Here is a 25,408-nt window from a genome sequence, read left to right on the forward strand (position 1 = left end):
CTATTGATCCAGGTCTACCTTTCGTTTTTTTCGGTCAAAACCGGTGATGGTAATGCTTTGCAGCCCGGTAGCTGAAACGACCGGAACCCGGGTGGATTGGGAAAGATAGCCCGAGCCATAGTACAGTTCCGCGCGCTGCTTGCGCCCATCGCTATACACCACATCGATTGCCACATCGCCGGGCAGCACGGGCACGATCCTTCCTGCCGGTGCTGCCGGCAGCCTGTATGTCAGCATACGATCATTGTTCTGGGCGGCGAGCGCAAGCGTGGCACCGTCAGGAAGCCGGAGTGTGGCAAGGCCTTTGGCATCCCCCTCGACCAGAAAACCACTTTCGCCGGGCGACAAAGCCCGGAAATGGCTGCGGCCATCGCCAGCCAGTACCAGACCGCTGAATGCGTCCAGGCGCCCGCTGATCGACTCCGTTGCATAGCTGTTGCCCGTCATCAAAATATCCTGATGCCCGTCATGGTTGAAATCGCCGGTGGCCAGGCCGTAAATTGTTCCCAGCTGGGCCGGGGCAGGCAGTTTCTGCATGACGAACTTACCCTGACCCTGGTTGACTAGCATGACGGATTCCATGACTTCACAGACCAGCCGGGTAGCACCCTTCATTTCCCCAGGCTTAAACACATCTTTGATGCCCGCTTTCGAATAATCGGCATAGTAGACGAAGCGCTTTTTCAGGAAGTTCATCTGGCTGGTCATTTCGTCCCGGGGGTGTACCGGGTAAAGTTCATTGCCATAGTACCGGCAGAGTACCGGATCCATGGTGCCGCTCCCGTCAAAATCCTTGGCGAACATCGTGACGGGCCTGTTGACGGAAGGATGTCCCTCGGTATTTAGTCCCACATTCCCGACAATATAATCCACGTCTCCGTCTTCATCAAAGTCGGCTCCTGCGAGGCTGTTCCACCATCCGTGGGTTTGTGCGAGACCGGTTTGGCTGCTTACATTTTCAAGCTTTCCATCTTCATTTTTAAAAAAAACAATGGGCATCCACTCTCCGGTTACGATGAGGTCGGTAAGCCCGTCCTGGTCAAAGTCGGTCCACAATGCAGCAGCGACCATACCCAGATTGCGGAGTTCCGGACAAACCTGGTCGGTCACGTCGGAAAAAGTCCCGCCATCATTCCTGAGCAGGTAACTTTCGCCCGGCATGGGATACTGGCCCGGAGCAAGCCGCCCTCCCACAAAAAGATCCAGATCACCGTCATGGTCAAAGTCAGCCGCATTTACAGATGACCCGCTGCCCAGGGTCGCGGGCAATGCATTCGGGTTAGGCGTAAAGTGCCCTTTCCCATCATTGGTATACAACCGATCCTGGTAGTAGGGCGACCCCGGTGCAAACTCGCTGCTTCCGCTCACCACGTACAAGTCCAGATCCCCATCACCGTCGGCATCAAAAAGCAGCGAGCCCATATCCTCCTCGTATTTCGTGCCGGTAGTAAGTACCTGTGCCTTGAAATGCTGCTTTTCGTCCTGCACATAAAATGTACCCGACTGGTTGAATGCCCCGCCGATGTAGCAATCTTCTAGTCCGTCGCCGTTGATGTCTCCTACTGCAATGCCGGGACCATTCTGGGAAAGCAGGTGTGGCAGCAGCGGCTGAATTTTGAAGTCAATGTAAAGGGGGTCTTTGTGGGTAAAGTCAATGCCGGAAATGGTGTCAGGCGCAAACAACGTGGCCGCTCCGGGCGATGGAGTATTGTATGCAGCTGTCGCGCGGCTGTATTCCAGTTGCAGCTTCTGATTGGTCTTTACATTTACCAGTACCTGCATACGTGCATCGGGCCACACGATCCTGACCGAATCAGCTGTTTCCGCTTTACCCATTCCAAAATGGATATCGTTCCCTACCGACGACTGGTAACCGCGGTAGGGCGAGTGCTCGGCATACTGCATATTTCCACCGCTGTAAACCCAAATTTTTGCCCCAAAGCCATAAGGGTTCAGCGGCGTACCCCGGAGCTTGAATGTCAGAAAACGGCGGTCGGGCTTTTTGTCTGAATGGTTTTGATAAATGAATGCTTCTTCGTCAATATTATTGGTAATAAGGTCCAGGTCGCCATCATTGTCCAGGTCTGCATACACGGCTCCGTTGGAAAATGAAGGGCGGTCAAAGCCCCACTCGGCCGATCGGTTTGTAAATGTCAGGTCATGGTTGCTGGCAAACAGGTAGTTGGGTACATGGGCGCCGGGCACTTTTTTCAGTGCCTCCGCAAGCCTGCGCTCGCCTGCCGGTCCCCGCCGCTGCTGGTACTCGGCCATGCGGTACATTACAAAGTCACGGTTGGTAATATCCCGCGGGTACCCGTTTGTGATCATCAGATCACGAAACCCGTCATTATCGTAGTCGGCCAGGAGCGCGCTCCAACTCCAGTCTGTCGCCTGCACCCCGGAGTACCGCCCCGTCTCACTGAAAAAAGGATGGCTGCTACCCGGCCTGTTGCCATTGTTATGCTGCAAAGTATTGCGCATAAACTGCGGCTCGTACCCCATCCGGAGTTCCGACAAATGCCGGTCGTAGTTCATCAGCCCGAACATGTTCTTGCGGCGCTCGTTGCCTTCCGGCAGCATGTCCATGGTGATGATATCGACCATGCCGTCATTGTCGATATCGGCAGCATCATTGCCCATCGCCGAGTAGCTCTGATGCCGGAAAGCGGACGCTATCTCGTTCTTAAATGTACCATCCTGCTGGTTGATGTACAGCAGATCATTGGAAACGTAGTCATTGGAAACATATACATCCGTCCAGCCGTCGGCATTCACATCCACCACAGAAATACCTAGTCCATACCCTTCTTCGAGGATCCCGGCTTTGGCCGATACGTTTGTGAACGTCAGATTTCCATTGTTGCGGAAAAGACGATCAGCATTGGGAGAAGAGCCGTCCGTTACTTTTTTCCGGATGTTGTTGGGACCATTGCGGTTCATCACATTGGTAACCAGGTACACATCCAGGTTACCGTCCCGGTCGTAGTCGAAAAAAGCGGCTTGTGTGGTATTGCCCCGGAAATCAAGCCCGTAAGCCGCTCCCTGCTCTTTGAAGGTATTGTTACGCTGGTTGATGAAAAGCAGGTTGGGCAATGCACCTGCACGCGCAGGACCTGAGCGCGAAATATAAATGTCCTGGTAACCATCCGCATTGATATCCACCAGCGCAATGCCCCTCGCCCAGCCGCCCGGAACTTTAATACCCGAAGTCTCCGTAATGTCTTCAAAATGAATGCTTTCTCCGGGCTTGGTGCGGTTCAGGTAAATGCGGCTTTCGGTCATGTTGCCGCCAAATACCAGGTCGGTCAGACCATCATTATTGAAGTCACCGGCGCCCACACCTCCCCCATTGTAAAAGTACTCGTAGGTAAGGATGTTGAGGCGGTCGTCTTCGCGCAGGTTATTGGCAAAGTGAACGTTTGTTTCGTCTGCCGGCAGGAGTTCAAAAAGGGTATCCGGCTGTCGGCGGCTGCATGCCGCCAGGAAGATCATCAGGAAAATACAGGCAAGTTCGCGGCCGTGGTTCATGCGCGAGGGTTCATTTTTCTTTATTGATTCTTGAAAAAAACCTGACTTCAAAGAGTACCTGGTTTTTTCCGGGAAGATAAGGCTTTTGTGCCTTTTTCAGCACGAGCTGCCGGCTGTCCAGTCTCAGAATCCGGAATGCGCTCATGTGGTTGCCAAGCGAATCGGTGTACACGAGCGAGTCTTTTGCAGGCAGCTGGTAGCGGTAATTTCTGAATTTATCTTTTTTCCGCTCGGTGAGCACGCCGTCTGCATGGTACTCAAACGTCGACCAGTGCTCATCGAAAGAATTATTGGTGTAACTGAATCCGTTGACGATATTCTGGATCGAGTCGGTTTGCCAGGCTCCTTCGAGCGCGCGCTCCTGCATAGCTACAGGCACATTGCACCGGCTCACGCACAAAGCACCAATCACCAGCATTAGTACTCCTTTCCATTTTATACAGACAATACGCTTCAAGACCGGTAGGGGTAATATCTTATTTTTTTACAAAAAAGAAAAACGGCCCCGGCCTGTAAAAACCGGAGCCGCTGTAAACGATCAATAATTAGGATTTTGAACCAGCACCCCATTGCTCAGATCCACCTCACGCTGCGGAAGTGGAAAGTAGTAGTGCTTGGGTTTCACAAAGTTGCGGGCAGGCTTGTACGGCCCGCGCGGGATGCGGTAATGTGCTGCAATGTCGATCAACCCGGCTTTGTCCCAGCGCAGCAGATCCTGGTGACGCTCGTTTTCGCCGGCGAGTTCTACCCGGCGCTCGTGCATGATGTCGGCCATCTTGGCACTGGTCTTTTTCGGCAGACCGGCGCGCGTGCGCACGGCATTCAGTTCCGTATCACCATTTGCACCTGACCGGATTTTGGCCTCGGCTACGAGCAGGTACACGTCCGAGGAGCGCAGGAAGGGGGCATTCAAACTCTGGCTCATATCACCCGAGGCGGTAAATGCCGTGTATTTTTTGAATGCATACCCGGTTACACGCGTCATGTTTGCTTCAAAGGTAGTGGTACCGGCGGTGCCTCTTTCCACCTTGTCGCCCGGACTGTAAATGGAATAAGCCCTGCGCGGATCATTGGTTTCAAACTCATCCACCAGGTCCTCAATCGGCTCGTGAAATCCCCAGCCGCCAAAAGTCTGCGGCGTGTGGTAAAAAGTGGGCGAGTTATCTGTCGTCCAGCCGGTTTCATATTGCAGCGCAAACAGCACTTCGGGATTGTTTTCAGTAACTACCTCGAAATTTTCGCGGTAGTTGCCGGACAGCTTGTAAGCTGCATTGCCGATCACTTTGGTGCCTGCTTCGATTGCCTTGGGCCAGTTTTCCTGGTACACGTACAATTTGGTGAGGAAACCATACGCCGAACCCTGCGTGGCCCTGCCTGCTTCCGCAGCATCATGCGCCACCGGCAGCAGCGAGGCCGCTTTCAGGAAGTCCGACTCTGCCTGCGCACGTACCTCGGCCAGGGTCGACTTCGGCTTGTTGTACTTTTGATCCAGCACATCCTGCTCGGTAAGGATCGGTACCTCGCCGTAGATCAGGGAGAGCCGCCAGTAGATGAACCCGCGGAGAAAATAGGCTTCACCCAGGCTGCGGTTGCGGAGCGTTTCGTCCATATTCACCTTCGGTGCATTGATGAGCACCGCATTTGCACGGGAAATTACCTCGTACTTGGTCGCCCAGGTAGCCAGGATATGCGAGTTTGAAGCATCGAAAGTGAACATTTCAAGCGATGTTTCGTCCGAATGGTCACCCGCCCGGTTCATATCGTCGGAGCAGTTGTCGAAGGTATATTCCGTATGGGCGAAACCGTCTTCATTAAGCAGAGGCGCATAAATGGCATTGGTAGCAGCTACTACGTCGTCACCATTACGCCAGTATTGCTGCGAGGTCACCTGACCGTAGGGAATACTGTCCAGCAGGTCGTCATTACAGCTTGTCAGCATGGCCAGAAAAAACATTCCGGCGAGTATATAAGTCTTTTTCATCTTCGTATTTCAAATAAAATCCGCCAGGTTTCAGAATGATAAGGTAGCGCCGATCGTCCAGGTGCGAGCCAGTGGGTACTGTGCGTAATCCACGTTCAGCTGCTTGCCGCTGTCACTCACATAACCGAGCTCAGGATTGATACCCGAGTATTTGGTAAAAGTGAAAATGTTCTGCCCTGTGACGTAGAACCGCGCCTGGGTAAGCTTGACTTTTTCCAGCAGCGTTTTAGGCACCGAGTAGCCAAGCGTAAAGTTTTTCAACCTCAGAAAATCGCCGTTTTCCACAAACAGATCCGACGGACGGAAGTTGCGGTTCGCATTGTCGATGCTCACCCTTGGAATGGTATTGCTCGACCCCTCTTTGTTCCAGCGGTTGGCTGCATCGGCATACAGGTTGAAGGAATAACTTGCATCCAGGCCCTGCATGCGGTCTGCATTGTAAATTTTGTTTCCGCCTACGCCAACAAAAAACACCGTAAAGTCAAATCCCTTGTAGTTCAGCCCTGCATTGAACCCGTAATTGATCTTCGGCTGCGGACTCCCGATGATCGTGCGGTCGTCATCATCCACGATCCCGTCCCCGTTCAGGTCCACAAACCGCACATCGCCCGGCTTGATCTGCCCGCCGGTCTTGCGTGAATCGTTGGCAATGTTCGGGTCCGAGTCGATCTCACCCTGGTTCTGGTAAATACCGGCAGTCCGGTAGCCATAAAAGGTACCATAAGGCTGCCCCTCGTAAGTTCGCACGATCTCCTGCTGCCCGCGGCCGTACAGCTGTGTTGCCAGGAAGCCGCCCGGCGTAGCGAGTCGTGTGATCTTGTTTTGGATAAATGTGGCATTTCCGCTCAGGTTGAAGGTCACCTGACCTACGGTGCGCCGGTACGATGCTTCTATTTCAAGACCTTTGTTGCGCAGCTGACCAATGTTCTGGTCCGGAATCTGCGCAGTGCCGTTGGTGCCGACAGAAGGCGGTGCCAGCAGCATCTTTTTGGTATTCTTGATAAAATAGTTGGCCGAGAAGTAAAGACTGTTTTTCCAGAGTCCGGCTTCGATCCCGAAATTGCTCATCTCGGCAGTTTCCCACCCTATCCGCGTATTCGCGAGCCGGCTTTGTGCTGCTCCCGAAACATTGTTCTGCGTTCCGCCGGTACCCAGGGCGTAGCGGTACGAAGAATTGATCAGCGCAAGGTACTGAAGGGAAGCCACATTCTGGTTGCCAAGCTGGCCCCAGCCGCCGGTGAGTTTCAGGTTGCTGATGACAGGAAGCGTATTCTTGATAAAGTCTTCCTCCGAGAGTCTCCAACCTAATGAAAATGCCGGAAAATAGCCCCAGCGGTTATCAGGCGCAAACTTTGACGAACCGTCCGAACGGAAAGTGGCAGTCACCAGGTACCGGTCCCTGAAGGAATAATTGGCGCGGCCAAATACCGATGCAAGTGCATCATAGCTGCGGTTGCCGTCTTCCCCGGCCACGGATACGATCGTTCCCGCATACTGAAGGTACCGCAATGTGGGATCTTCGCTCGCAAAGTCCCTGCCCCGCTGCCGGGCTACCAGGTTATTGAAGGTCTGGGAAGTATACCCGCCTACCAGGCTGAGGTTATGATTACCGAACTGCTTGTCGTAGGAAACGAAATATTCCTGCAGAAACGACCAGTACTTCCCGTGGGTCAGGTTCAGCTCGTTATAGGAGTTGGTCCGGAATTGGTCATCAACCTTCACGTCAAAAACGTAGTTTTCCGAAAACGTAGCGTCCATGGCCAGGTTGGCGCGTACTTTCAACCCCTTGGCCAGCTCGAATTCTCCCGTCACACTACCCAGAAAACGGTTCCTGGCACTGTTCTGATCCTGCATGTCTACGGTAAATACCGGGTTATTGATGTCCCCGAATGCACCGATCCCCTTGGTGGTACTGTACGAACCATCGGCATTGCGCACCGGCAGGCCGGGATGGAAGCGGATTGCAGTCCATAACAGGCCGGTCTGGGACGAGGTTGTATTGGGGGCAGTACTGTTGGTATTGGTAAATTGCAGGTTCTGCCCGATTTTCAGCCTGTTCCCTATCTTATGATCCGAGCTCACGCGGAAAGTGTAGCGTTTGTAATACGACTTTCCGATGATACCCTTTTCATTATAATACCCTCCCGAGATCGAGAATGAAGAGTATTTGCCGCCGCCGCGTATGGAAGCATCGTAGTTTTGCGTAACACCCTGCTTCAGGAGCTCCTCCTGCCAGTTGGTGCGCTGGGTCTGGTACTGGGGATCCTGCCAGATCGATGGTACAGGCAGGCCATCATTGGTGTACGCTTCCCTTTTGAGCGCTGCATATGTAGGTGCATCCAGCACATTCACGATCTTGATACGGTTGGTAACACCTGCATATCCGTTTACAGACAATGAGATCGGCCGGTCGAAAGCACCGCGTTTTGTGGTCACAATAATAACTCCATTTGCAGCCCGGGTACCATAAATGGCCGATGCCGAAGCATCTTTCAGGATTTCAATGGATTCAATATCATTAGGATTGATGTCGTTCATGGTCCCTGACGGAATGCCGTCGATCACCACCAGCGGGTCGGAGTTATTGACGGTACCAAAACCGCGGATCTGGATGCTGCCTGCATCACCGGGTGCGCCACCATTACGGATGATGTTGACACCCGCCGCACGTCCCTGCAGCGCCTGCTGGGCCCCGCCTGAGGGCAGGTTTTGGAAATCAGCACCTTTTACGGACGACACAGCTCCGGTTACATCTTTTTTCTCCTGGGTACCATATCCTACCACCACCACTTCTTTCAGTGCACTTACATCCGGCGCCAGGCTGATATTCAGCTCCGCGCTGCTGCCTGCCACGGCATCCTGGCTCACAAAACCGATGAATGAAAAGCGCAGGGTCACATTGCCTTCGGGCACGTTCAGGGTGTAGTCGCCTGCTTCATTGGTGGAAGTTCCCTGCTGGGTGCCTACAATGAGTACGTTTACGCCGGGCAAACCTTCCCCTTTATCATCGGTTACCCTTCCTTTAATGGTCCTGTCGGTAGTGCCCCGTATCGTACCGGCCCCTGTCAGGGGCACCGACCGAGCCTCGTCCTTTTTTCGCAGTAAAATCCGGCTTGTTCCCACTACTTCATAGGAAACGTTCATGGGCGTAAGCAGCTGGTCGAGCACTTTGTCCAGCGATCCCTGAAACTGCCTGGCCGGCGCGGTTGCATTGCTTTGAATGCTGTTGGTACTGTACACGAATTTCACATCCGCCTGCTTTTCGATCTGCTTCAGGATCAGCCTGATCTGCTGCGACTCTGCTTTCAGGGAAATTTCCCGGGTAAGCAGTTCCTGGCTGTACACGCCGCGCGCCATGGATACACCGCAGCAAAGCAATGCCATGAAAAGTTGTCTGGCAGAAGCGCTCATCATTTTGTGAACAGCCCGGTTGATGGGTATTTTTCTATGCATATAACTAGTGGTTTTTGTGGTTATTGAACGACTCTGAAAAGAATTTTTCCTTCTGGTGGAAGGCACACACGTGCTGGATCGGGTGACTTGTATCTGACCTCATTTATGAATGTTACATGTTGCCCGGACAGCCTTCCCCGTCAATGAAAATGGTGGTACCCCGCTGCTCATAGTCCACATTGACCGAGCGGCAAATGAGGCTCAGCTGATCAAACATCGGCAGGTTGTTCAGATCGCCGGTGAAAAGGCAGTTCCTCAGCATATTACCTTCCACTACAATGCTGATCCCGTAGGTTTTTTCAAGCATATCGAGCGCATTGATTACCGGGCTTTCGGTAAATTCAAAGTGCTGCCGGCTTGCAAGCGGCCGGACGACGATCGGATTCTTCACAATCCCCAGCTCCATTTTCTGGGAACGTTTATCAAAAACAATCCGCTGATTGGGCGTGAGGATCACCCCATTCCTTTTGGCATTGCTCCGGCCCGATACTTCATATACTGACACCCTCCCTGTCGCGACCTGCACCTCAATGGAACCCGAACGATCATAGGACCGCACGTTGAAGCTTGTTCCCAGTACCTGGGTCGCCAGGTTTTCGGTAGCGACCACAAAGGGTTTTGAAGGGTCCTTTTTTACCTTGAAAAACGCCTCTCCATGCAGGCTTACCACCCTCTTTTTTAACCCGAAACGTTCGGGATAACTGATCCGGCTGCCGGGCTGCAGTGTCACCTCGCTCCCGTCATCCAGCGTCAGCCGCTGGGGCTTCCTCGATGTATTTTTTACCTCTACCCCTTCCGGCTGATCCGGCAGGAGCGCCGTCAGAACGGTCCCGTAACCTGCATTGCCGCTGCCGAAGTACCAACCCAGTCCGGCGGTAAGTGCGAGGCAGGCAGCCGCGGCGATCCCTGCATTGCGCCACCAAACCGACAGTGGTTTGCGGATGGTGTTGCGGTATAGTTTCCTGCTGATCCGGGCTCCTATTTCATCCTTTTCGGCGATCAGGTCGTGATTTTCCGGCATCGGATTATTCTCGAGATACTGCTCCACCAGCGCATCTTCATCTGCATTGGTGGTACCATTCACGTATTTTGAAATGAGTTCGTTAATGTGGAAGTGATTCATGGCGTGCGTTTAATTCTCGGACTGGTACATCCAGAGACTGTCCTTCAAGGCTTTAAGCGACTTGGTGATGTGGTATTCGACGGCTTTTTCGGAAAGGTGCATGTTTTCGGCAATGTCCCGCACCGACCGGTTTTCAAAACGGCTCATCTGGAAAATGCGGCTTGTTTTTTCCGGCAGCCTGCTCATCACCTCATCCACAGCCCTGGACAGGTCCGAAAACTGGACGATTTCGTCGGTCGCATAGCTTTCCTGTATTTTGTTCAGAATCAAATATTCCTGGTACCTGCGCCAGGTAATCTGGGATTTGATAAAGTTGGTTATGCGGTATTTCATGGCAATGACCAGGTAGGCACCCAGGTTCCTGATGGTCAGTTCGGCACGGCGGTTCCACAGGCTTTCAAAAATGTCGTGAACCAGCTCCTCCGCTTCTTCTCTTGAACCTACCTGATGGTAGGAAATACTGAACAGCTTGTACCAGTAACGCTCGTAAATCTGCTCAAAAGCTCGTTTACTACTCTCCTGAAGCTGTAAGACGAGTTGTTCGTCGGTCAGAAATTTACTCATTGAGGAAGTGGGTTGCGATGTATAGTCAATCCAGTGCAGGGTTTCCCTAAATGCATTTTTGTTTTTTTTTACAAAAAAATTCAGCGCTCGAAGAAATGCCGGAAATCTGAATCTATCTGGAACCAGGATACGCCGGAGGTCAGCATACGCCGGCAGTCTGCTGCCGCATCGGTCAGCATGTCGCCGGATTGATTGTAGTGAAATTTGTTAATAGCCGCAACGAGCATGATACCGTTCGATCGTGCCCAGGTTACATCTTCCTGCGTCAGCCTGGCAGGCCTCTCAAAGAAAAAGTAATCAGCCGCCCGGTAGCCCGGCTTTTTCATGTTCTCTTCGAGCTGGGTACGTGAACAGCTCAGCCTGATTTTACCCGTAAAAAAAGCAGTACTTTCATCCGTACCGATCATCAGTGCGGTGCTTCGGAGATCGTACCGATCCAGCAGGCCGATCACTTTGTTGAAAAGGATTGTATCCAAACCTGCAATCTTGTTGTCGAGCATGATACCCAACTTGTGCGTATGACAGTAGCTCAGGATATCTTCGAGGAGTAGCGGGGAGTTGCCGTCGAGGCTGCTTTTCAGCTTTTTGATGTCCTGCCAGCGGGTTTCCGTTACTTTTTTCTCAACGCCGTAAAACCTGCGGAAATCTGCATCATGGTTCGCGATCAGGACCCCGTCAGCCGTCACGCGAAGGTCTGTTTCAATCATTGCATAACCTTCTTTGGCAGCCTCTTCCAATGCAGGAAGTCCGTTTTCAGTATACTTACCTCCTGTGACGCCGCCACGATGGGCAATCAGGGAGTACGAAACAGGCTGCGTCCACGCAGGTGACGTCAGCAGCATTGGCATACCCATCAGCAGGGTTCTTAAAGCTTGGAAGAGCAGGCGGGCGTTCATAAGAAGGTTAACGTTGATGTACCAAAAGTACCGCGCCGCGCCCTCAAATCCCGGACTTAATAAAAAGTTAATGCCGGTTGCTCATTGCAACCAACCAGTCAATCATCGGTTTTGAAAAGCAGTGATCCTTGTGCTTTGTTTGTGCAAGTAGATACAAGCGAATGTGAGGCACACACTATTGCTATACACACACTAGTCATTTCATATTCTCCATAGTTAAAGAGCCTGTCCGTTTGGTCAGGCTTCTTTTTTTGCAATTTCCGCACGAATCAGCGGTGTAATCCAATAAATCGGCAGCGCTTCAAATCTCACTTTATCCGACACTGCCTTTCCTGTTCGTTTCATTAGGCTAATCACCAATTCGTATTCTTATTCAAACAAAAAAGCCGCATTGCTGCGGCCTGTTTGCTAGTGTGTAATAATGTTATTTGGAGCGAGCCACGAACTTGTTGAAGCGGCTTTCCTTTCCGTCTGCTGTTTTGTCCTGGTACAGGAATTCAAGTTCACTGGCTTCGAATTTTTCAAAAAACTCGTCCCATTCAATTTCTTCAAGCTTGTCTTCACCCGAGTAGCCCGGGAAGTCTACCCGCAGGATGCCGGCTTCATCTCCTTTTTTACCGGTTCCTTTCACAGTGGAAGGCTTACCGCCGCGGCTTTCAATCCATTGCTTGATCTCATCGTGGTCTGTGGTAGCGTGTGAATGCGAATCCCCCGATTTGCTTTTTGAATCGCCGGATTTGCTTTTACTGCTGGCAGATTTAGCTTTTGTGTCGCTGTCTTTGCTTTTGCTCTCGCTGGCTTTGCTTTTTGTCTCCGCAGACTTGCTTTTGCTGTCATCAGCCTTGCTTTTGGTCTCTGCTGCCTTGCTTTTGCTGTCGTCAGATTTACTTTTTGTATCGGCTGATTTGCTTTTGGTATCGGCTGATTTGCTCTTGCTGTCTGCCGATTTAGCGGAAGTACTTTTTGCGGTTTTTTCTTTAGTCGTACTCATGATTTTCATTTGTTGATTCGTACAACCCTGATAAAAAATTATGCCGACAAGAACTTGCCGGCATAAATTAAAAAAGATTTTCCCACCGCATAATAGCGCAGGCCGACCGGCTATAAAACCGTTGTCTTCTGAGCTGAAAAGAGGAAGAGCTCACGCCCTTTTGATATCTGTAAAACCGCTGTGAACGGGAGCCTTAAAAGTGTGTCAGTCATTGGTCTCGATACGCTCACAGATGTTATATTTTCCTGTTGATGTATTTACATGACAAAAATAGAAATAAAGTATTGTCACCTCCAAATATTAAAGCTTAGAAAATGCTTAAAAAATTATATTTTCTGTGTATGCACACAAAACAGGCTCCGGAATGCAGAATTTAGCTCATTATCTCACTTTGGAGCTGAAAATCGGCAATTTGATTTTAACAGATAAAGACCTGTCACACTAATACTCTACTAACCTGATCTACTAATAATACAAGTTTTACATGCTTACTACTTTTAGTATTATGGCCATTCCTGAGGGAGGAGTCTTCGCAGTTGATCCTTCTTTTTTCAACCATTAACTAAAATCCGTTTCCCGTAGTTTTTCAACCTCTTTACGTAGGCAAACCAAGGCTTGTAACCCGCACCTTTGCACACGACATCAGGATACCGGATGCACCAATTCCTGATGGTCTGTTAGCCATGAAAAAATTACCCTCTTCCCTGCCTGCGTGCTGCGTACTGAATGCAATATCACTGCGAAGCATACTGGCAGTCATTACGTACATCTTATCCATCAGTGCATGCGGCCAGGGTTCGTATGCCATGAACATGCCATGGAAGTCCGAAACGATCATCAGTGAGCCGGCAGCTCAGCCGGCAGCATCAGCCGCGTTGTCGGGCAAGACCAGGAAACACCTCGTACTTTCCACGCCACCCGGTACCCTGCGCTGAGCAACAAAAAAGCCGGTACCTTCCGGTACCGGCTTTCATCCATTTCTGCTGGTAGCTGCTCTACTAGTTATTTGGCATGTAACCAGGCATGGAGGCCAGCTTTGCTTCGTCGTCGGAAATCTTACCCCGGAGCGACTCGATGTCTTTTCTTAGTTTTTCCAGGCTCTCCGATGCCTTGCGTGCTTTTTTTGCATCACGCTGGGCAGTACTGGCACTTTTGCCTGCTTTGCGGGCCAGCTTGCGATCCTGCGGGTCACGTCCGAGCCGCTCTGCATTCTTGCGGTTTTCGTCGGCCGACTTCTGTGCCTGGTCCGCAGTTTTATCCGCCTCCGCGGTTTTCTTCGCTACTTCATTTTCCAGTTTGGCCAGTTCGAGCTTGTTGTCAGTCAGCTTCTTATTCACCTCAATGGCGTCTTTACGCTGTTTCAGATTATTCAGCGAATCCTTTGAAACAACCTGTGCAAACAGCGTCATTGTAGTGAAAGTCAGTACCAGGGCGCCGACTATAGTTTTCATTTTCATATCTCATGTTTTATATGTCAAAACAAATTTCAAAAAATCGTGCCTCGGCCGAAATGGCCCTCTGCGGCAAATTTTAACACACTTTCAGGAATTATACCCTTTGGAAAACAGTTGAACGAAGGTGGTTACATGTCATTAAATCCGCAATGTTTTGAGAATCTCTCCTTTTCTTCTTGTCCTGATTGCCCCACTCCTGCTGTCATGCGACGACCTTTTTCAGTACAATCCGAACCAGCTTGTTTTTGGACATGATGAGCGTGACATCAACTTTCACAACATTGAAAAAATACTGGAATTGCCTGAGCAGGATACGCTAAAGTTTATCCTGATGGGCGATACGCAGCGCTGGTACGATGAGACGGAAGATTTTGTAAAAAGTGCCAATAACCAGCCTGGCGTTTCCTTCGTCATTCACGCCGGCGATATTTCGGACTTCGGGCTGACGGCCGAGTTCAAATGGGTGCACGAGATCATGACGCGCCTCAAATATCCCTATGTAACTGCCATGGGCAACCACGACAAAATTGCAAACGGACTGGCCGCTTACCGGAAAATGTACGGACCACCCGACTACTCGTTCGAATTCAGCGGGCACAAGTTCATTTTTGTGAATACCAATTCCCGCGAGTATGCATTCGACGGCACGGTACCGGACGTAAACTGGCTTCGGGGGCAGGTGGCGGACAATCCCGGGAACAAGGATGCGATCGTCATTGCGCACATTCCTCCCTATGCGGCCGACTTCGACCCTAATCTTGAACAAACCTATGCAAAAATCCTCGGGGACGATCCAAATGTGAAGATGAGCCTCTACGGCCACAACCACTCATTCAGCGACGGAGAGTACTACAATGATGGTGTCCACTATTTTGTTACGACTACGGTGGGTGCCCGCGGCTACATGCTGGTGACGGTCTGGAAAGGCGGGTATGATGTACAGCGTGTTGAATTTTAAATGATGAAAAAACTACTCCTCCTTGCAGGGTTCCTGTACGCACTTCCCCTCGCGGCACAAACCGACCTGCCTGAGCCGACCAGAAGAAAATGGTACCTGCCCGACCACATCAAACTGCAGTTTGCAGGAAACATCGGCTTCATGTCGAGCGGGCCGGGCTACATTTCCCGGAACAAAACACTGGAAACCGATTTCCTTTTCGGCTTTCTGCCGATGAAGTACGGTGGCGATGCGCTGATAACCGTTACTGCGAAGACGACGTACTCACCCTGGCGCATTCACCTGCGGGATCATGCGTACATTGTACCGTTTTCAATCGGGCCGTACCTGAGTCACACCTTCGGGCCACAATTCGATACCAAGTGGCCGTCGTACTATCCCAAAGGTTACTACTGGTGGGCTACGGCAGTACGGGCCGGCGCATACATTGGCGGAAAGGTTGGAAAAGATGTAAAGCTGAACGGGCAAAGGCGAAATCTTGAGTTTTACTACGAGGTGGGTTCCTACGACCTGCTGATGATCAGCTATGTACAGAATACGCACTTCCTTAGCCTGCCCGAAATCACAAGCTTATCCCTCGGTCTGAAATTTGGTTTCTGACAGGCTGCTGCCCGGAAGGTCAGGGTTCAAGGCTCAGCACATTGGCGCCCAGCGGCTCTTCCATCACACGTTCGAGCTGGCGGTCGTGTACCACCACCATAATCTCCACAGAGCCGGTACCAACCGTAGCACCCAGCATATGCCCTCCGAATGCATTGAATTTCTTATCGGTCACGATGCCGTGCGTATGCAGCGAAACCTTGTTGTCCTGCCAGGCAATGGATCCGGTCATACTTGCCAGCTCGACATTTTTGAAGTCTTTGGGCTCATACGCCTTGGTTTTAAAATTGAAGTAGCCAAACTGTACATTCACAAACCCCATCCCGGTAAAGTTAGCCGAAGGGATTTTTTCGGTGCGTGCCAGTGACTCGATCTGTGCGAGTACGTCATCACCCTGGCGGAGTACCATCAGGTACCCGGTCGGTGTTTTTACAAACCGTTTTTGTGGCTCCTTGGAAGCCTGGGCGTGACCCTGATTGGCCATCATGGCCAGGGCTGAGCCAAACAGAAAATTAATGACCGGCTTCATGGGAGTTTGTTTGTTGCTGATTTTTTACAAAACATTAAACAATTATGCCCAACGCACGCTACCATCGTGGCAGCGACTGTTTAAATTTGATCAACATTAACAATCCTTTCATGCCGGAACCGATACTAACCTTTCAGAGCCTGTACGACCTATACGCGGCGGTGGGTGCGCCCGTCACCAAACTGGATCCGGACTTTGGTTTTACCATCAGCCAGGTAAGTGAAATGCAAATGCCCCTGCCCTACCGCTCGCCGGGTTTCCGGACAGGTTATTTTTCATTTTTGTTTGTAAAAAACGGAAGGGGCAGCTATACCACGGATGATCGTACATTTCCATTCGGAGCAGGCACTGTTTATTTCACCAACCCCGGCCACTTCAAATCGTTTGAGTGGCTCGAACCCTCCGATGCATGCATTGTCACCTTTACAGAAGCTTTTCTGAAGGAGAATGTACATGCGGATATCTTTACGGAATTCCCTTTCCTGCTCGCCGAAACTGTACGGCCAAAGATCCTGGACCCGGACACATTCGAAGCGTTTGAAAAGCTGACAAACCAGATCGAGGAGGAATATGATGGCACCTCGGTGCTCCGTAAGCGCATTATCGCCAATCTGCTGGTTGTACTTTTACTTAAAATCAAAGAGCACTTCTGGCTGGACTATGACCCCATCGACGAGGGCCGCCGCAGTTCGCAAATCGTCAAAACTTTCCGTGAAAATCTTGAAATGCACTTTCGCGAGCTAAGTGAGGGCAAAACCGACCGTACGCTGCGGCCGCAGGATTATGCCGATATGCAAAACCTCAATGTCACCTACCTCGGCAGCGTGATCAGGAACAAAACCGGCAAGACCATCAGCGCATGGATTACCGAAAAAACTATTGCAGAAGCCAAAACGCTGCTCCGCAACACCAGCCTGTCTTCGAAGGAAATTGCATTTGCACTCGGGTTTGCGGAGGCGGCCCATTTCAGTAATTATTTCAAGAAAAATGCCGCACATACCCCTGCGAGCTACCGTCGCATGCATCAGCCCGGCTGACCTTGCGATTTTGCAATCAATTGTGGCGGATTTGTAACTGCGGGGCCTGATCCTTGCTGCACATTTGTACCCTACTAAAAACAAAAAACAAATGAGTACAGCAAGCAGCAAAATTGCCCTCGTGACAGGGGGAAGCCGTGGATTAGGTAAAGAAATGGCGATCCGTATCGCCGAAAAAGGGCTCGACGTCATCGTCACCTATAACAGTAAGAAAGAAGAAGCAGAGGCTACCGTAGCGGAAATCGCAGCCCTCGGGCGAAAAGCAGCCGCCCTGCAGCTGGATGTTTCCAAAAGTGCAAGCTTCGCCACATTTAGCAATGACCTGAAAGAGACATTGAACACCACTTTTGATGCTGATGGGATTGATTATCTGATCAACAATGCAGGGATCGGCATCAATGCTTCCTTTGCTGAAACCAGTGAAGAGCAGTTTGATACCCTCCTGAACATTCAGCTCAAAGGCCCGTTCTTTTTAACGCAGCAGTTGCTGCCGGTGCTCCATGACGGCGGCGGGATTGTTAATATTTCTACCGGTCTCGCGCGGTTCGTAATGCCCGGTTACTCCGCTTACGCTGCCATGAAAGGCGGCATGGAGGTACTCACGCGCTACCAGGCCAAAGAGCTTGGAAGCAGGGGCATACGGGTGAATATAGTGGCGCCGGGTGCGATTGAAACAGATTTTGGTGGCGGTGTGGTTCGGGACAATGAGCAGGTCAACCAGCATATTGCGTCGGTTACAGCGCTGGGCCGTGTGGGCCGGCCGGATGACATTGGCGGCGTGGTGGCTTTTCTTTGTACCGGGGACGCCAGGTGGATCAATGCCCAGCGTATTGAAGTTTCCGGCGGAATGGTGCTGTAACCGGCATTGTACCGACGTCTTTAACCACAAAAAGAGCGATTGTACCTGCCAGTGCAACCGCTCTTTTTTATGTATGAAAAAACTACCTCCCGAAGGACATTCCTCCAAAAACCAGTTCCCGCACGCTTCCATCCTGTGACAGGGTAAACCTTGCCATGACTTTGCCATTCCAGGTTTTTTCCTGGACGCCATAAAAGCTGTCGTACTCCCAGTGCGGCAAAGTAGCCCTCAAAAAATTGTTGACATTGAAGTACAATGCATCTCCTTTGACCACTACTTCGGCCTCGCCGTACAATGCACTCCGATACCTGCCGGCATACTTGTCAAGCGGCAGTGACGGCTTGGTATCCGCCTGTCTTCTGGATTCAAATGCAATGGTCTGGCGTGCGTTTTTTACGGAAAGATCTTCATAGAGGGCTTTTATCTCACTGTTCCAATCCCGGTCTCCACCCAATGCAAACCAGTCGAGCGCCTTGTACATCAGCACGTGCCGCGCCTCCGCATGGTCCAGGTTGCCGAAGATGAAAATGCCCAGGCCTTCTTCCGGCAGCTGGGCCGTAATGGCCGTGAGTCCACCCAGGCTGCCGGTATGGAAGTTGAGCTTCCTGCCTTTGTAATCGTGCTGGTACCACCCTAGGGCGTAGGTTCGCCAGGCAGGCTTTACGAGTTGCATGGTGGGGTACTCATCTGCCGGGAAGTATGTCTGCGGCTGGAAAATCTCCGTCCAGGTACCCGGCTTCAGGAGCCTGCCTCCATCGTACCTGCTGCTGTCGAGCATGCTGATCACCCACTTGCCGATATCCTCCGCATTGGACCACACGGCCCCTGCCGACCCGATCTCACTGTCGGGCCCATACGGGATCACACGAATCGTATCCTCCATGCGGAAGTGTGGCCGGGTCATGTTGGCGCTTTTGGCCAGTCCTCGCTTGGCTGCGGTACCATCCATGTGCAGGGGCAGGAAAATACGCTCCCTGATCACCTCCGCCCAGGTTTTACCGGTTATACGCTCAATGATGCGGCCTGCAAAGGAATACATGATATTCTGATACACAAATCCATCCCTGAAACTATACGAAGGCTTCACCAGGGGCATCCGCCGGATCATCTCGGCAACCGGAATCTGCATGGCGCCTGTAAAATAATCCGTTCCGCCCACGCCGGTATTGTGCACAAGAAGATCGCGGATGGTGACCTCCCGCGACACATAGGGGTCGTACAGCTGTAACTCCGGGAGGAACTTCTGCACCGGATCATTCCAGCGCAGCCTTCCTTCGTCCACCAGCATGCCCAGCAGTGTGACGGTCATTGCCTTGGTCGTGGATGCGCAGGCAAAAAGGGTCATCGTGTCCACAGGCTCAGGCTTTCCGAGTTCCCGCACACCATACCCTTTTTTAAGGATCACCTTGCCGTCTTTGACAATTGTCATGGCGAGGCCGGGCACTTCCCAGTCTTTTCTTACCTCCTCCACGTACTGGTCGTACGCTGCAATGTGTGCTTTTGTAATGTTGATCTGTGCAAAAGAAAATGCCGGTAAAGCCATAAACGCCGCGGCAAAAAGCAACTTTCTCATCGCACTTCCGGGGTTGGTGGTGCTGACAGGACAGCCAGTGCCTGACCGAGATCAGCGATGAGATCCTGTACATTCTCAATGCCGACCGAGTACCTGATGAGGCTCTCCGGAATACCCAGCAATGCACGCTGCTCCTCCGTGAGCTCCACGTGGCTGGTGGTGCGCGGCGGGCCCGCAAGGGTACTTACGGACCCCAGGCTGGCGGCCAGGTGCACGAGTCTGAGTTTGGGTAAAAATGCTTTTACAGCATCGTACCCTCCTTTTAATGCAAAGCTAAGTACCCCTCCGTAGCCCGACATCTGTGTGCTGGCCACCTCATAACCATGATGGGACGGCAGGCCGGGATAAAATACGTTTTCGACAGCGGGGTGTGCGAGCAGGTACTGCGCGACCTGCATCGCCGACGCATTCTGACGCTCAATGCGGAGTTCGAGCGTCTTCATACCCCTCAGGATCATGTAGGCAGGGTCGCCCTGCAAGCTGGCTCCATTGATTTCCCTGAATCCATACACCTTCTGCACCAAAGCTGCCTTGCCGCAAAGCAGGCCGCCCATCGCATCAGAATGCCCGCACAGGAACTTGGTAGCACTATGGATAACCAGGTCGGCGCCCAGGCTCAGGGGATTCTGGTTAATGGGGGTTGCAAAAGTATTGTCCACGACCGTAACTGCCCCGGCTGTACGTGCAGCCAGTGAAAGCCGGGCTACATCGACGACTTTGAGCGTGGGATTGGTAGGGGTTTCAAGATAAACCAAGTCGCATCCCCGCGCAATTTCGGCTTCCATTTCTTCATGGTTACCGGTCTCGCAAAGGGTCACCTCAATGCCGTAAGCCGGCAAAAAATCAAGAAAAAGGCGGCTTGCGCCACCGTATGTATCTTTGATCGTTACCACCCTTTTGCCCGGCCCGAGCAGTGCCCATAGGGTGTTGCTGATGGCGCCCATACCCGTGGAAAAAGAAGTCGCGGCTTCCGCACCTTCCAGTGCCCTGATCTTTTCTTCGAGCACGCGCACGGTCGGGTTGGTATTGCGACTGTAAATGTAGCCTTCGGCCCGGCCGGTGGCTACCTCATACCACTCGTCCGGATCGCCGTAAGAGAATGCCACACTTTGCACAACGGGTACCGTCGTGGCACCCTTATAAAAACGCTCGGTTTCACCGCCCCAAACGGAGACGGTACCTTTCTGAAGTCCGGAATAACCCATAAAGCCTGATGATGGTTTAACAAAAACCAATATAAACACTTTATCGGCCCGCAGCCCGCATCCATCCTCTCAAATACCGCCTTTATCAATAATTTATTCATCCTGTACCGGCGATCCGGCATCTTTATGCGATCAAAAAGCAATTCTTGAAAATGAAAAAATTTCTGCCAGCCATTCTTGCCCTCTTCATCACCTGCATGACGCCTGTACTTGCGCAGTTTCCCGCAGGCGGAACTACGCAGCCCAAGGCCATTCCGGGCACTGCCGGAGACCAGAGCCCCAAAGGCAGCTCGAAGATCACCGGCACCATCGCAGACTCTGCTTCGGCCAAAGGGATTGAGTTTGCCAGCATTGCGCTTTATAATACCCAGTCAAACCAGGCGGTAGACGGTACCGTAGCGGACGATAAGGGCAAGTTTGAGCTCAGCAAAATACCTGAGGGTCAGTACCGAATCCTCATTTCGTTTATCGGTTATGCCAATAAAACACTTGGTAATATCAAACTGGCGAAAGGCCAGGAACTGAACCTGGGTACAGTTCAGCTATCGTCGAATACCAGGACACTGAACGAGGTAACCGTTACGGGACAGGCTGCATTGATCGAGGAAAAAGTGGACCGGCTGGTTTACAATGCGGAGAAAGACATCACTGCAAAAGGCGGCGATGCCACGGATGTGCTGCGTAAGGTACCCCTGCTCACGGTAGACCTGGACGGAAACGTATCCCTTCGCGGGAGCCAGAACATCCGCGTCCTCATCAACAACAAGCCCAGTACGATCATCGCCAACAGTGTGGCGGATGCCATGAAGCAAATTCCGGCGGACCAGATCAAATCGGTAGAGGTGATCACGAGCCCGTCGGCGAAGTATGATGCGGAAGGATCGGGAGGTATCATCAACATTATTACCAAGAAAAACAGTCTGCAGGGGCTTAATCTGAACCTTGATTCGGGCGTGGGTAACCGGGGCTCCATCCTGTCACTGAACGGCGGGTACCGGAAAGGGAAGGCAGGATTTACGCTCGGGGGATTCGGACGGGCTAATTACAACACCGTGACGCGCACTACCCTCGACCAGACAAGTGTGGTGAACGACCTGACTACCCTGACCAACCAGACAGGAGATGGAAGCAGCCGGGGCCTGTTCGGGAATTATAATCTGGGTTTTGACTATGACCTGGCCAAGAACCAGAGTATTACGGCGGGTGTAAAATACGGCGTGCGCAACTTCACGAGCCAGCAGGACCTAATCACAAGAATCTATAATAACGGGTCGCTGGACGAAACATCGGGCAGGAATGTGGAGGCCAAGAACCTTTCGGGTACGGTGGATGTGAACCTCGACTACCTGCATACTTTCAAGCCGCAGCAGGAATGGAGCATTTCGACCCTGTACAGCCGCAACGATCTGAAGAACAACTTTGATGCCGACCTGCTCAATGGCAGCAGTGAAATCACCAACCGCCAGCGGAACCTGAACGACAACATCAACCAGGAGTTTACTTTTCAGAGTGACTACCAGACACCGATCAGAAAAAACCAGCTGATCGAATTTGGCGGAAAAGGCATTTTCAGACAGGTAAACAGCAGCTACCGCTACCTGATTGCGGAAAATACCGGGGGCTATGTACCTGAAACCGATCAGCCTTCCGGCGACCTGGAATACCACCAGAACATCGCCGCAGGGTATACATCTTATACTTATACAACCAAAAAACGGTATACGATCAAGGGTGGACTGCGGTACGAACATACGTTTATTGATGCAAGCACCAATGAAGGCGTGGTGGGTGTAGGCAACTATGGCGTGCTGGTACCGAGTGTCAACGCATCGAAGACTTTCAAGGGTACTACGGTGAAGCTGGCCTATAACCGCCGTATCCAGCGGCCGGGCCTGCAGCAGCTGAACCCCAACTTCAATGCAGCCAATCCGCAGAACATTACGATCGGTAATCCCGAGCTGCGTCCCGAGCTGACCAACAACTTTGAGGTGGGTTTAAGTAAAAACATCAAAAAAACCTTTGTAAATGCGACATTTTTCGGGCGGGTAACTAACAATGCGATCACCCAGGTGCGCCAGCCGTCGGATACCCTGGAAGGTGCGATCATCACCACTTATGAAAACATCGGGCGGCAGCATGCGTACGGCGTAAACCTGTTTGCCAACATTGCGGCGACCTCCAAAATCAACTTCGGGATTTTTGCCAATGGTTTTTACACCATCCTCACCGGGCAGACGACGGCTCAGAATGGTACTCCCGAGGAGCTGACCAACGATGGTATCAATATCAGCGGGGGGATGTTTGCACAGGCTACCTTCAACAATGGCTGGGCGGCTCAGGCATTCGGTTTTATGCAGGGAACCCAGATCCAGCTGCAGGGAAAGCAGGGCGGATTCGGATTCTATACCGTGGGCGCGAAGAAAGAATTTGCCAACAAGAAAGCGAGTATCGGATTGGCTGCGGAAAACTTTCTTACAAGAAGGTTCAGAATGCGTACGGAGCTGAACTCGATTCAGTTTAACCAGGTAAATAATGTATACCTGTACAACCGCGGCCTGCGACTCACATTTACCTATAAAATCGGAAAAATGACGATGGATGCGCCCCGCAGAAAAGCCAAATCGGTAAATAACGACGACGTAAAAAGCGAAGGCGGCACCCAGGGTAGCGGTACACAGGGCGGTCAGCCAGGAGGCGGACGCCAGTAGTAAGAACCAGTTTAAGAACCACCTTTTAACAAACCACATACCAGATGAAGACGAACAAACTCATTGCCTTGCTTACTGCTACCTGCATTTCTGTTGGTAGTTACGCCCAAACCGTCGACGAGATTGTTGCCAAGCACGTTGCTGCGCTTGGCGGCATGGATAAGATCAAGGCCGTAAACACCCTGGTTACCGAACGGTCGCTGGCCGTGCAGGGTATGGAAATCCCGACGAAGACAACCATTGTAGTAGGCAAATCGGTGCGGACGGAATCCACCGTGATGGGCAATACGATGATCCAGGTAGTGGATGACGCAAAAGGCTGGATGGTGCGGCCGACGATGATGGGCGGTACCGGCGAGCCGGAGGATATGCCCGCAGCCCAGCTGAAACAGCAGCTAAGCTCAGTGGATCCGTTCGGGGGGCTTGTCAACTATAAGGAAAAAGGCAACCAGGTAGAGCTGGTGGGCAAGGAAAAAGTAGATAAAAAAGATGTTTATCACCTGAAAGTAACCAGTAAGGAGGGTATGTCTATGGATGAGTTTCTGGACGCAAATACTTACCTGATATCCAAGATCAAAGTTTCAATGGACGGTCAGGATGGAGAGATCGACTTCACCGACTACAAGGAAGTGGACGGCGTGAAGTTTCCGAATTCAATGGAAATCACCAATCCGCAAGCGGGTACCATATCATTCCTGACCAACAAAATCGTGGTAAATGCACCGGTGGATGCCAATTTGTTCAAGCGGCCGGTGAAGTAGGTTTTGAGAAATATTACGAGCCCTCCTCTTACGGGGAGGGCTTTTTTTGTGCTACGCGGCCTTCGTGGGACCGAACTCGCTGCGGTAAATCCGGATGAGGAGCAAGAAATAGCTGATCAGCAGCGGACCGAAGATGAAGCCCCAGAAGCCGAACAGTTTCAGCCCGACGATCAGCCCGAGAATGGTGGTGATCGGGTGAATGTCGCCGATCTTTTTCAAAAGTGTGATGCGGGCGACATAATCAATGTTGCCGGTTACTACCACACTATAAATCGCCAGCCCGATCGCCTTGCCGCTTTCACCTGATGAGAACAGAAAAATCACCAAAGGCAACCAGATCACAGCGGTACCGACCACCGGGAAAAAGGCGAAGATCCCCGTCATAAATCCCAGCAACACCACGTCTTTTACCCCGAAAATCCAGTAACCCACCGCAGCGCAAAGTCCCTGAATAATGGAAATAACAGGGATACCGATGGCACTGGCACGCACCATCATGTTGGTCTCGTCGGCAAGGCGGTCTATGTTCTGCTGCCGCAATGGAATGTATTCCTGCAGTGTTTTTTCCATTTCCACACCATTGACAAACATGAAAAATGCCAGAAACAGGATCATGAAGAAGTTACCCATTATGGTGGCGGAACTGTTGAGTAACCGGGGAACAAAGGTGGTAAGGCTTTTCTGTATATTGCCCGTCAGGTCTTTGGTTACCAGCTCCTGCCCTGTCCATTGCTGGATCTGGGAAGATACGGACTTGGCGAATGCTTCAATTTGCTGAGGATCCTTGAAAAGGATGTTCAGCTTGTTGTATAACAGCTGAAATGAAAGGTACACCGGCGCTGCAACACAAATCACAAATGCCAGTATGAACAACAGGGCAGTCAGGCCCTTCTTCCATTTTCTCCCAACGGTCAGTTTGAAATACCATTTTCTTGAAAGAATATACAGGGTAACTGCGCCCAGGAAGCCCGGAAAAAAGATGTACAGTTCAAGAAAGATAATGATCCCGATGAGGGTTACAAACAGCAGAAAGTACACCTGCCGGACGCGGTTGTTGAAGTCGATATCCATGTAAAAGCGATTAGTAGCGGATACGAACCTCTATGAAAAACCGTACCACTGCAAAAAGGAATAGGCAGCCTGGTTCTTCATCACCGGCAGGACGCCCGGGCAGAAAAAAAGTACCCC

General features: G+C 51.6%; 20 protein-coding genes. 7 read left to right on the forward strand and 13 right to left on the reverse strand.

The annotated features are described in order from the left end of the window. The 8 genes from HWI92_RS06215 to HWI92_RS25255 form a co-directional block, all read right to left on the reverse strand. A complete protein-coding gene (locus HWI92_RS06215) occupies positions 1 to 3,528 on the reverse strand; it encodes a VCBS repeat-containing protein (protein WP_204661684.1) in 3,528 nt (1,175 codons plus the stop codon). A gap of 10 nt (positions 3,529 to 3,538) precedes the next feature. Next, positions 3,539 to 3,985 (reverse strand): hypothetical protein, encoded by a 447-nt coding sequence (locus HWI92_RS06220; protein WP_204661686.1) that lies wholly within the window; start codon positions 3,983 to 3,985, stop codon positions 3,539 to 3,541. An 81-nt stretch (positions 3,986 to 4,066) separates the two neighbouring features. Further along, a complete protein-coding gene (locus tag HWI92_RS06225) occupies positions 4,067 to 5,509 on the reverse strand; it encodes a RagB/SusD family nutrient uptake outer membrane protein (protein ID WP_204661688.1) in 1,443 nt (480 codons plus the stop codon). A gap of 30 nt (positions 5,510 to 5,539) precedes the next feature. Then, positions 5,540 to 8,962, reverse strand: coding sequence for a SusC/RagA family TonB-linked outer membrane protein (locus HWI92_RS06230; RefSeq protein ID WP_204661690.1), 3,423 nt, complete (start codon positions 8,960 to 8,962; stop codon positions 5,540 to 5,542). A 112-nt stretch (positions 8,963 to 9,074) separates the two neighbouring features. Further along, positions 9,075 to 10,085, reverse strand: coding sequence for a FecR family protein (locus tag HWI92_RS06235; protein WP_204661692.1), 1,011 nt, complete (start codon positions 10,083 to 10,085; stop codon positions 9,075 to 9,077). Between the two features lie 9 nt (positions 10,086 to 10,094). Next, entirely contained in the window at positions 10,095 to 10,649 is a 555-nt protein-coding gene (locus HWI92_RS06240) for an RNA polymerase sigma factor (RefSeq protein ID WP_204661694.1), read from the reverse strand. An 80-nt stretch (positions 10,650 to 10,729) separates the two neighbouring features. Next, positions 10,730 to 11,545: a glycerophosphodiester phosphodiesterase gene (locus HWI92_RS06245; protein WP_204661696.1), complete on the reverse strand. Its 816-nt coding sequence runs from the start codon at positions 11,543 to 11,545 to the stop codon at positions 10,730 to 10,732. Positions 11,546 to 11,969: 424 nt separating this feature from the next. Further along, the gene (locus HWI92_RS25255) at positions 11,970 to 12,536 is read right to left on the reverse strand and encodes a hypothetical protein (protein WP_229248968.1); all 567 of its coding nucleotides are present in this window, start codon (positions 12,534 to 12,536) and stop codon (positions 11,970 to 11,972) included. 683 nt (positions 12,537 to 13,219) lie between these two features. On the opposite strand from HWI92_RS25255, the gene HWI92_RS06255 reads away from it, so the two are divergent. After that, positions 13,220 to 13,471, forward strand: a complete 252-nt coding sequence (locus HWI92_RS06255; RefSeq protein WP_204661698.1) for a hypothetical protein — start codon at positions 13,220 to 13,222, stop codon at positions 13,469 to 13,471. 63 nt (positions 13,472 to 13,534) lie between these two features. Here HWI92_RS06255 and HWI92_RS06260 read toward each other — a convergent pair whose 3' ends face one another. After that, positions 13,535 to 13,987 (reverse strand): hypothetical protein, encoded by a 453-nt coding sequence (locus HWI92_RS06260; protein ID WP_229248970.1) that lies wholly within the window; start codon positions 13,985 to 13,987, stop codon positions 13,535 to 13,537. A gap of 157 nt (positions 13,988 to 14,144) precedes the next feature. Between HWI92_RS06260 and HWI92_RS06265 the strand changes: the two genes are divergently transcribed. Together HWI92_RS06265 and HWI92_RS06270 are read left to right on the forward strand one after the other, a co-directional pair. Further along, complete coding sequence (locus HWI92_RS06265; RefSeq protein WP_229248972.1) at positions 14,145 to 14,948, forward strand: metallophosphoesterase family protein; 804 nt, start codon at positions 14,145 to 14,147, stop codon at positions 14,946 to 14,948. Beyond that, complete coding sequence (locus HWI92_RS06270; protein ID WP_229248974.1) at positions 14,949 to 15,548, forward strand: hypothetical protein; 600 nt, start codon at positions 14,949 to 14,951, stop codon at positions 15,546 to 15,548. Between the two features lie 19 nt (positions 15,549 to 15,567). On the opposite strand, the gene HWI92_RS06275 is transcribed toward HWI92_RS06270, so the two are convergent. After that, a complete protein-coding gene (locus tag HWI92_RS06275; protein WP_229248976.1) occupies positions 15,568 to 16,077 on the reverse strand; it encodes a PPC domain-containing DNA-binding protein in 510 nt (169 codons plus the stop codon). Between the two features lie 110 nt (positions 16,078 to 16,187). Between HWI92_RS06275 and HWI92_RS06280 the strand changes: the two genes are divergently transcribed. Next, positions 16,188 to 17,114: an AraC family transcriptional regulator gene (locus tag HWI92_RS06280; protein WP_204661702.1), complete on the forward strand. Its 927-nt coding sequence runs from the start codon at positions 16,188 to 16,190 to the stop codon at positions 17,112 to 17,114. A gap of 91 nt (positions 17,115 to 17,205) precedes the next feature. Continuing rightward, positions 17,206 to 17,973 carry an SDR family NAD(P)-dependent oxidoreductase gene (locus tag HWI92_RS06285; protein ID WP_204661704.1) on the forward strand — a complete coding sequence of 256 codons (768 nt, stop codon included), beginning with the start codon at positions 17,206 to 17,208 and terminating at the stop codon, positions 17,971 to 17,973. A gap of 82 nt (positions 17,974 to 18,055) precedes the next feature. On the opposite strand, the gene HWI92_RS06290 is transcribed toward HWI92_RS06285, so the two are convergent. Together HWI92_RS06290 and HWI92_RS06295 are read right to left on the reverse strand one after the other, a co-directional pair. Beyond that, positions 18,056 to 19,546: a serine hydrolase gene (locus HWI92_RS06290; protein ID WP_229248978.1), complete on the reverse strand. Its 1,491-nt coding sequence runs from the start codon at positions 19,544 to 19,546 to the stop codon at positions 18,056 to 18,058. Next, positions 19,543 to 20,751 (reverse strand): cystathionine gamma-synthase family protein, encoded by a 1,209-nt coding sequence (locus HWI92_RS06295; protein WP_204661706.1) that lies wholly within the window; start codon positions 20,749 to 20,751, stop codon positions 19,543 to 19,545. Before HWI92_RS06295 ends, HWI92_RS06290 begins: the two co-directional genes overlap by 4 nt. 152 nt (positions 20,752 to 20,903) lie before the next feature. Here HWI92_RS06295 and HWI92_RS06300 point away from each other — a divergent pair, with 152 nt between their 5' ends. After that, complete coding sequence (locus HWI92_RS06300; protein ID WP_204661708.1) at positions 20,904 to 23,459, forward strand: TonB-dependent receptor; 2,556 nt, start codon at positions 20,904 to 20,906, stop codon at positions 23,457 to 23,459. Between the two features lie 44 nt (positions 23,460 to 23,503). Next, entirely contained in the window at positions 23,504 to 24,220 is a 717-nt protein-coding gene (locus HWI92_RS06305; RefSeq protein WP_204661710.1) for a LolA-like protein, read from the forward strand. Between the two features lie 51 nt (positions 24,221 to 24,271). Here the strand turns inward: HWI92_RS06305 and HWI92_RS06310 are convergent, their stop codons facing one another. Next, positions 24,272 to 25,291 carry an AI-2E family transporter gene (locus tag HWI92_RS06310; protein ID WP_204661712.1) on the reverse strand — a complete coding sequence of 340 codons (1,020 nt, stop codon included), beginning with the start codon at positions 25,289 to 25,291 and terminating at the stop codon, positions 24,272 to 24,274. Positions 25,292 to 25,408 lie beyond the last annotated feature (117 nt).

The sequence above is a fragment of the Dyadobacter sandarakinus genome, from assembly GCF_016894445.1.
Taxonomy (GTDB): Bacteria; Bacteroidota; Bacteroidia; order Cytophagales; family Spirosomataceae; genus Dyadobacter; species Dyadobacter sandarakinus.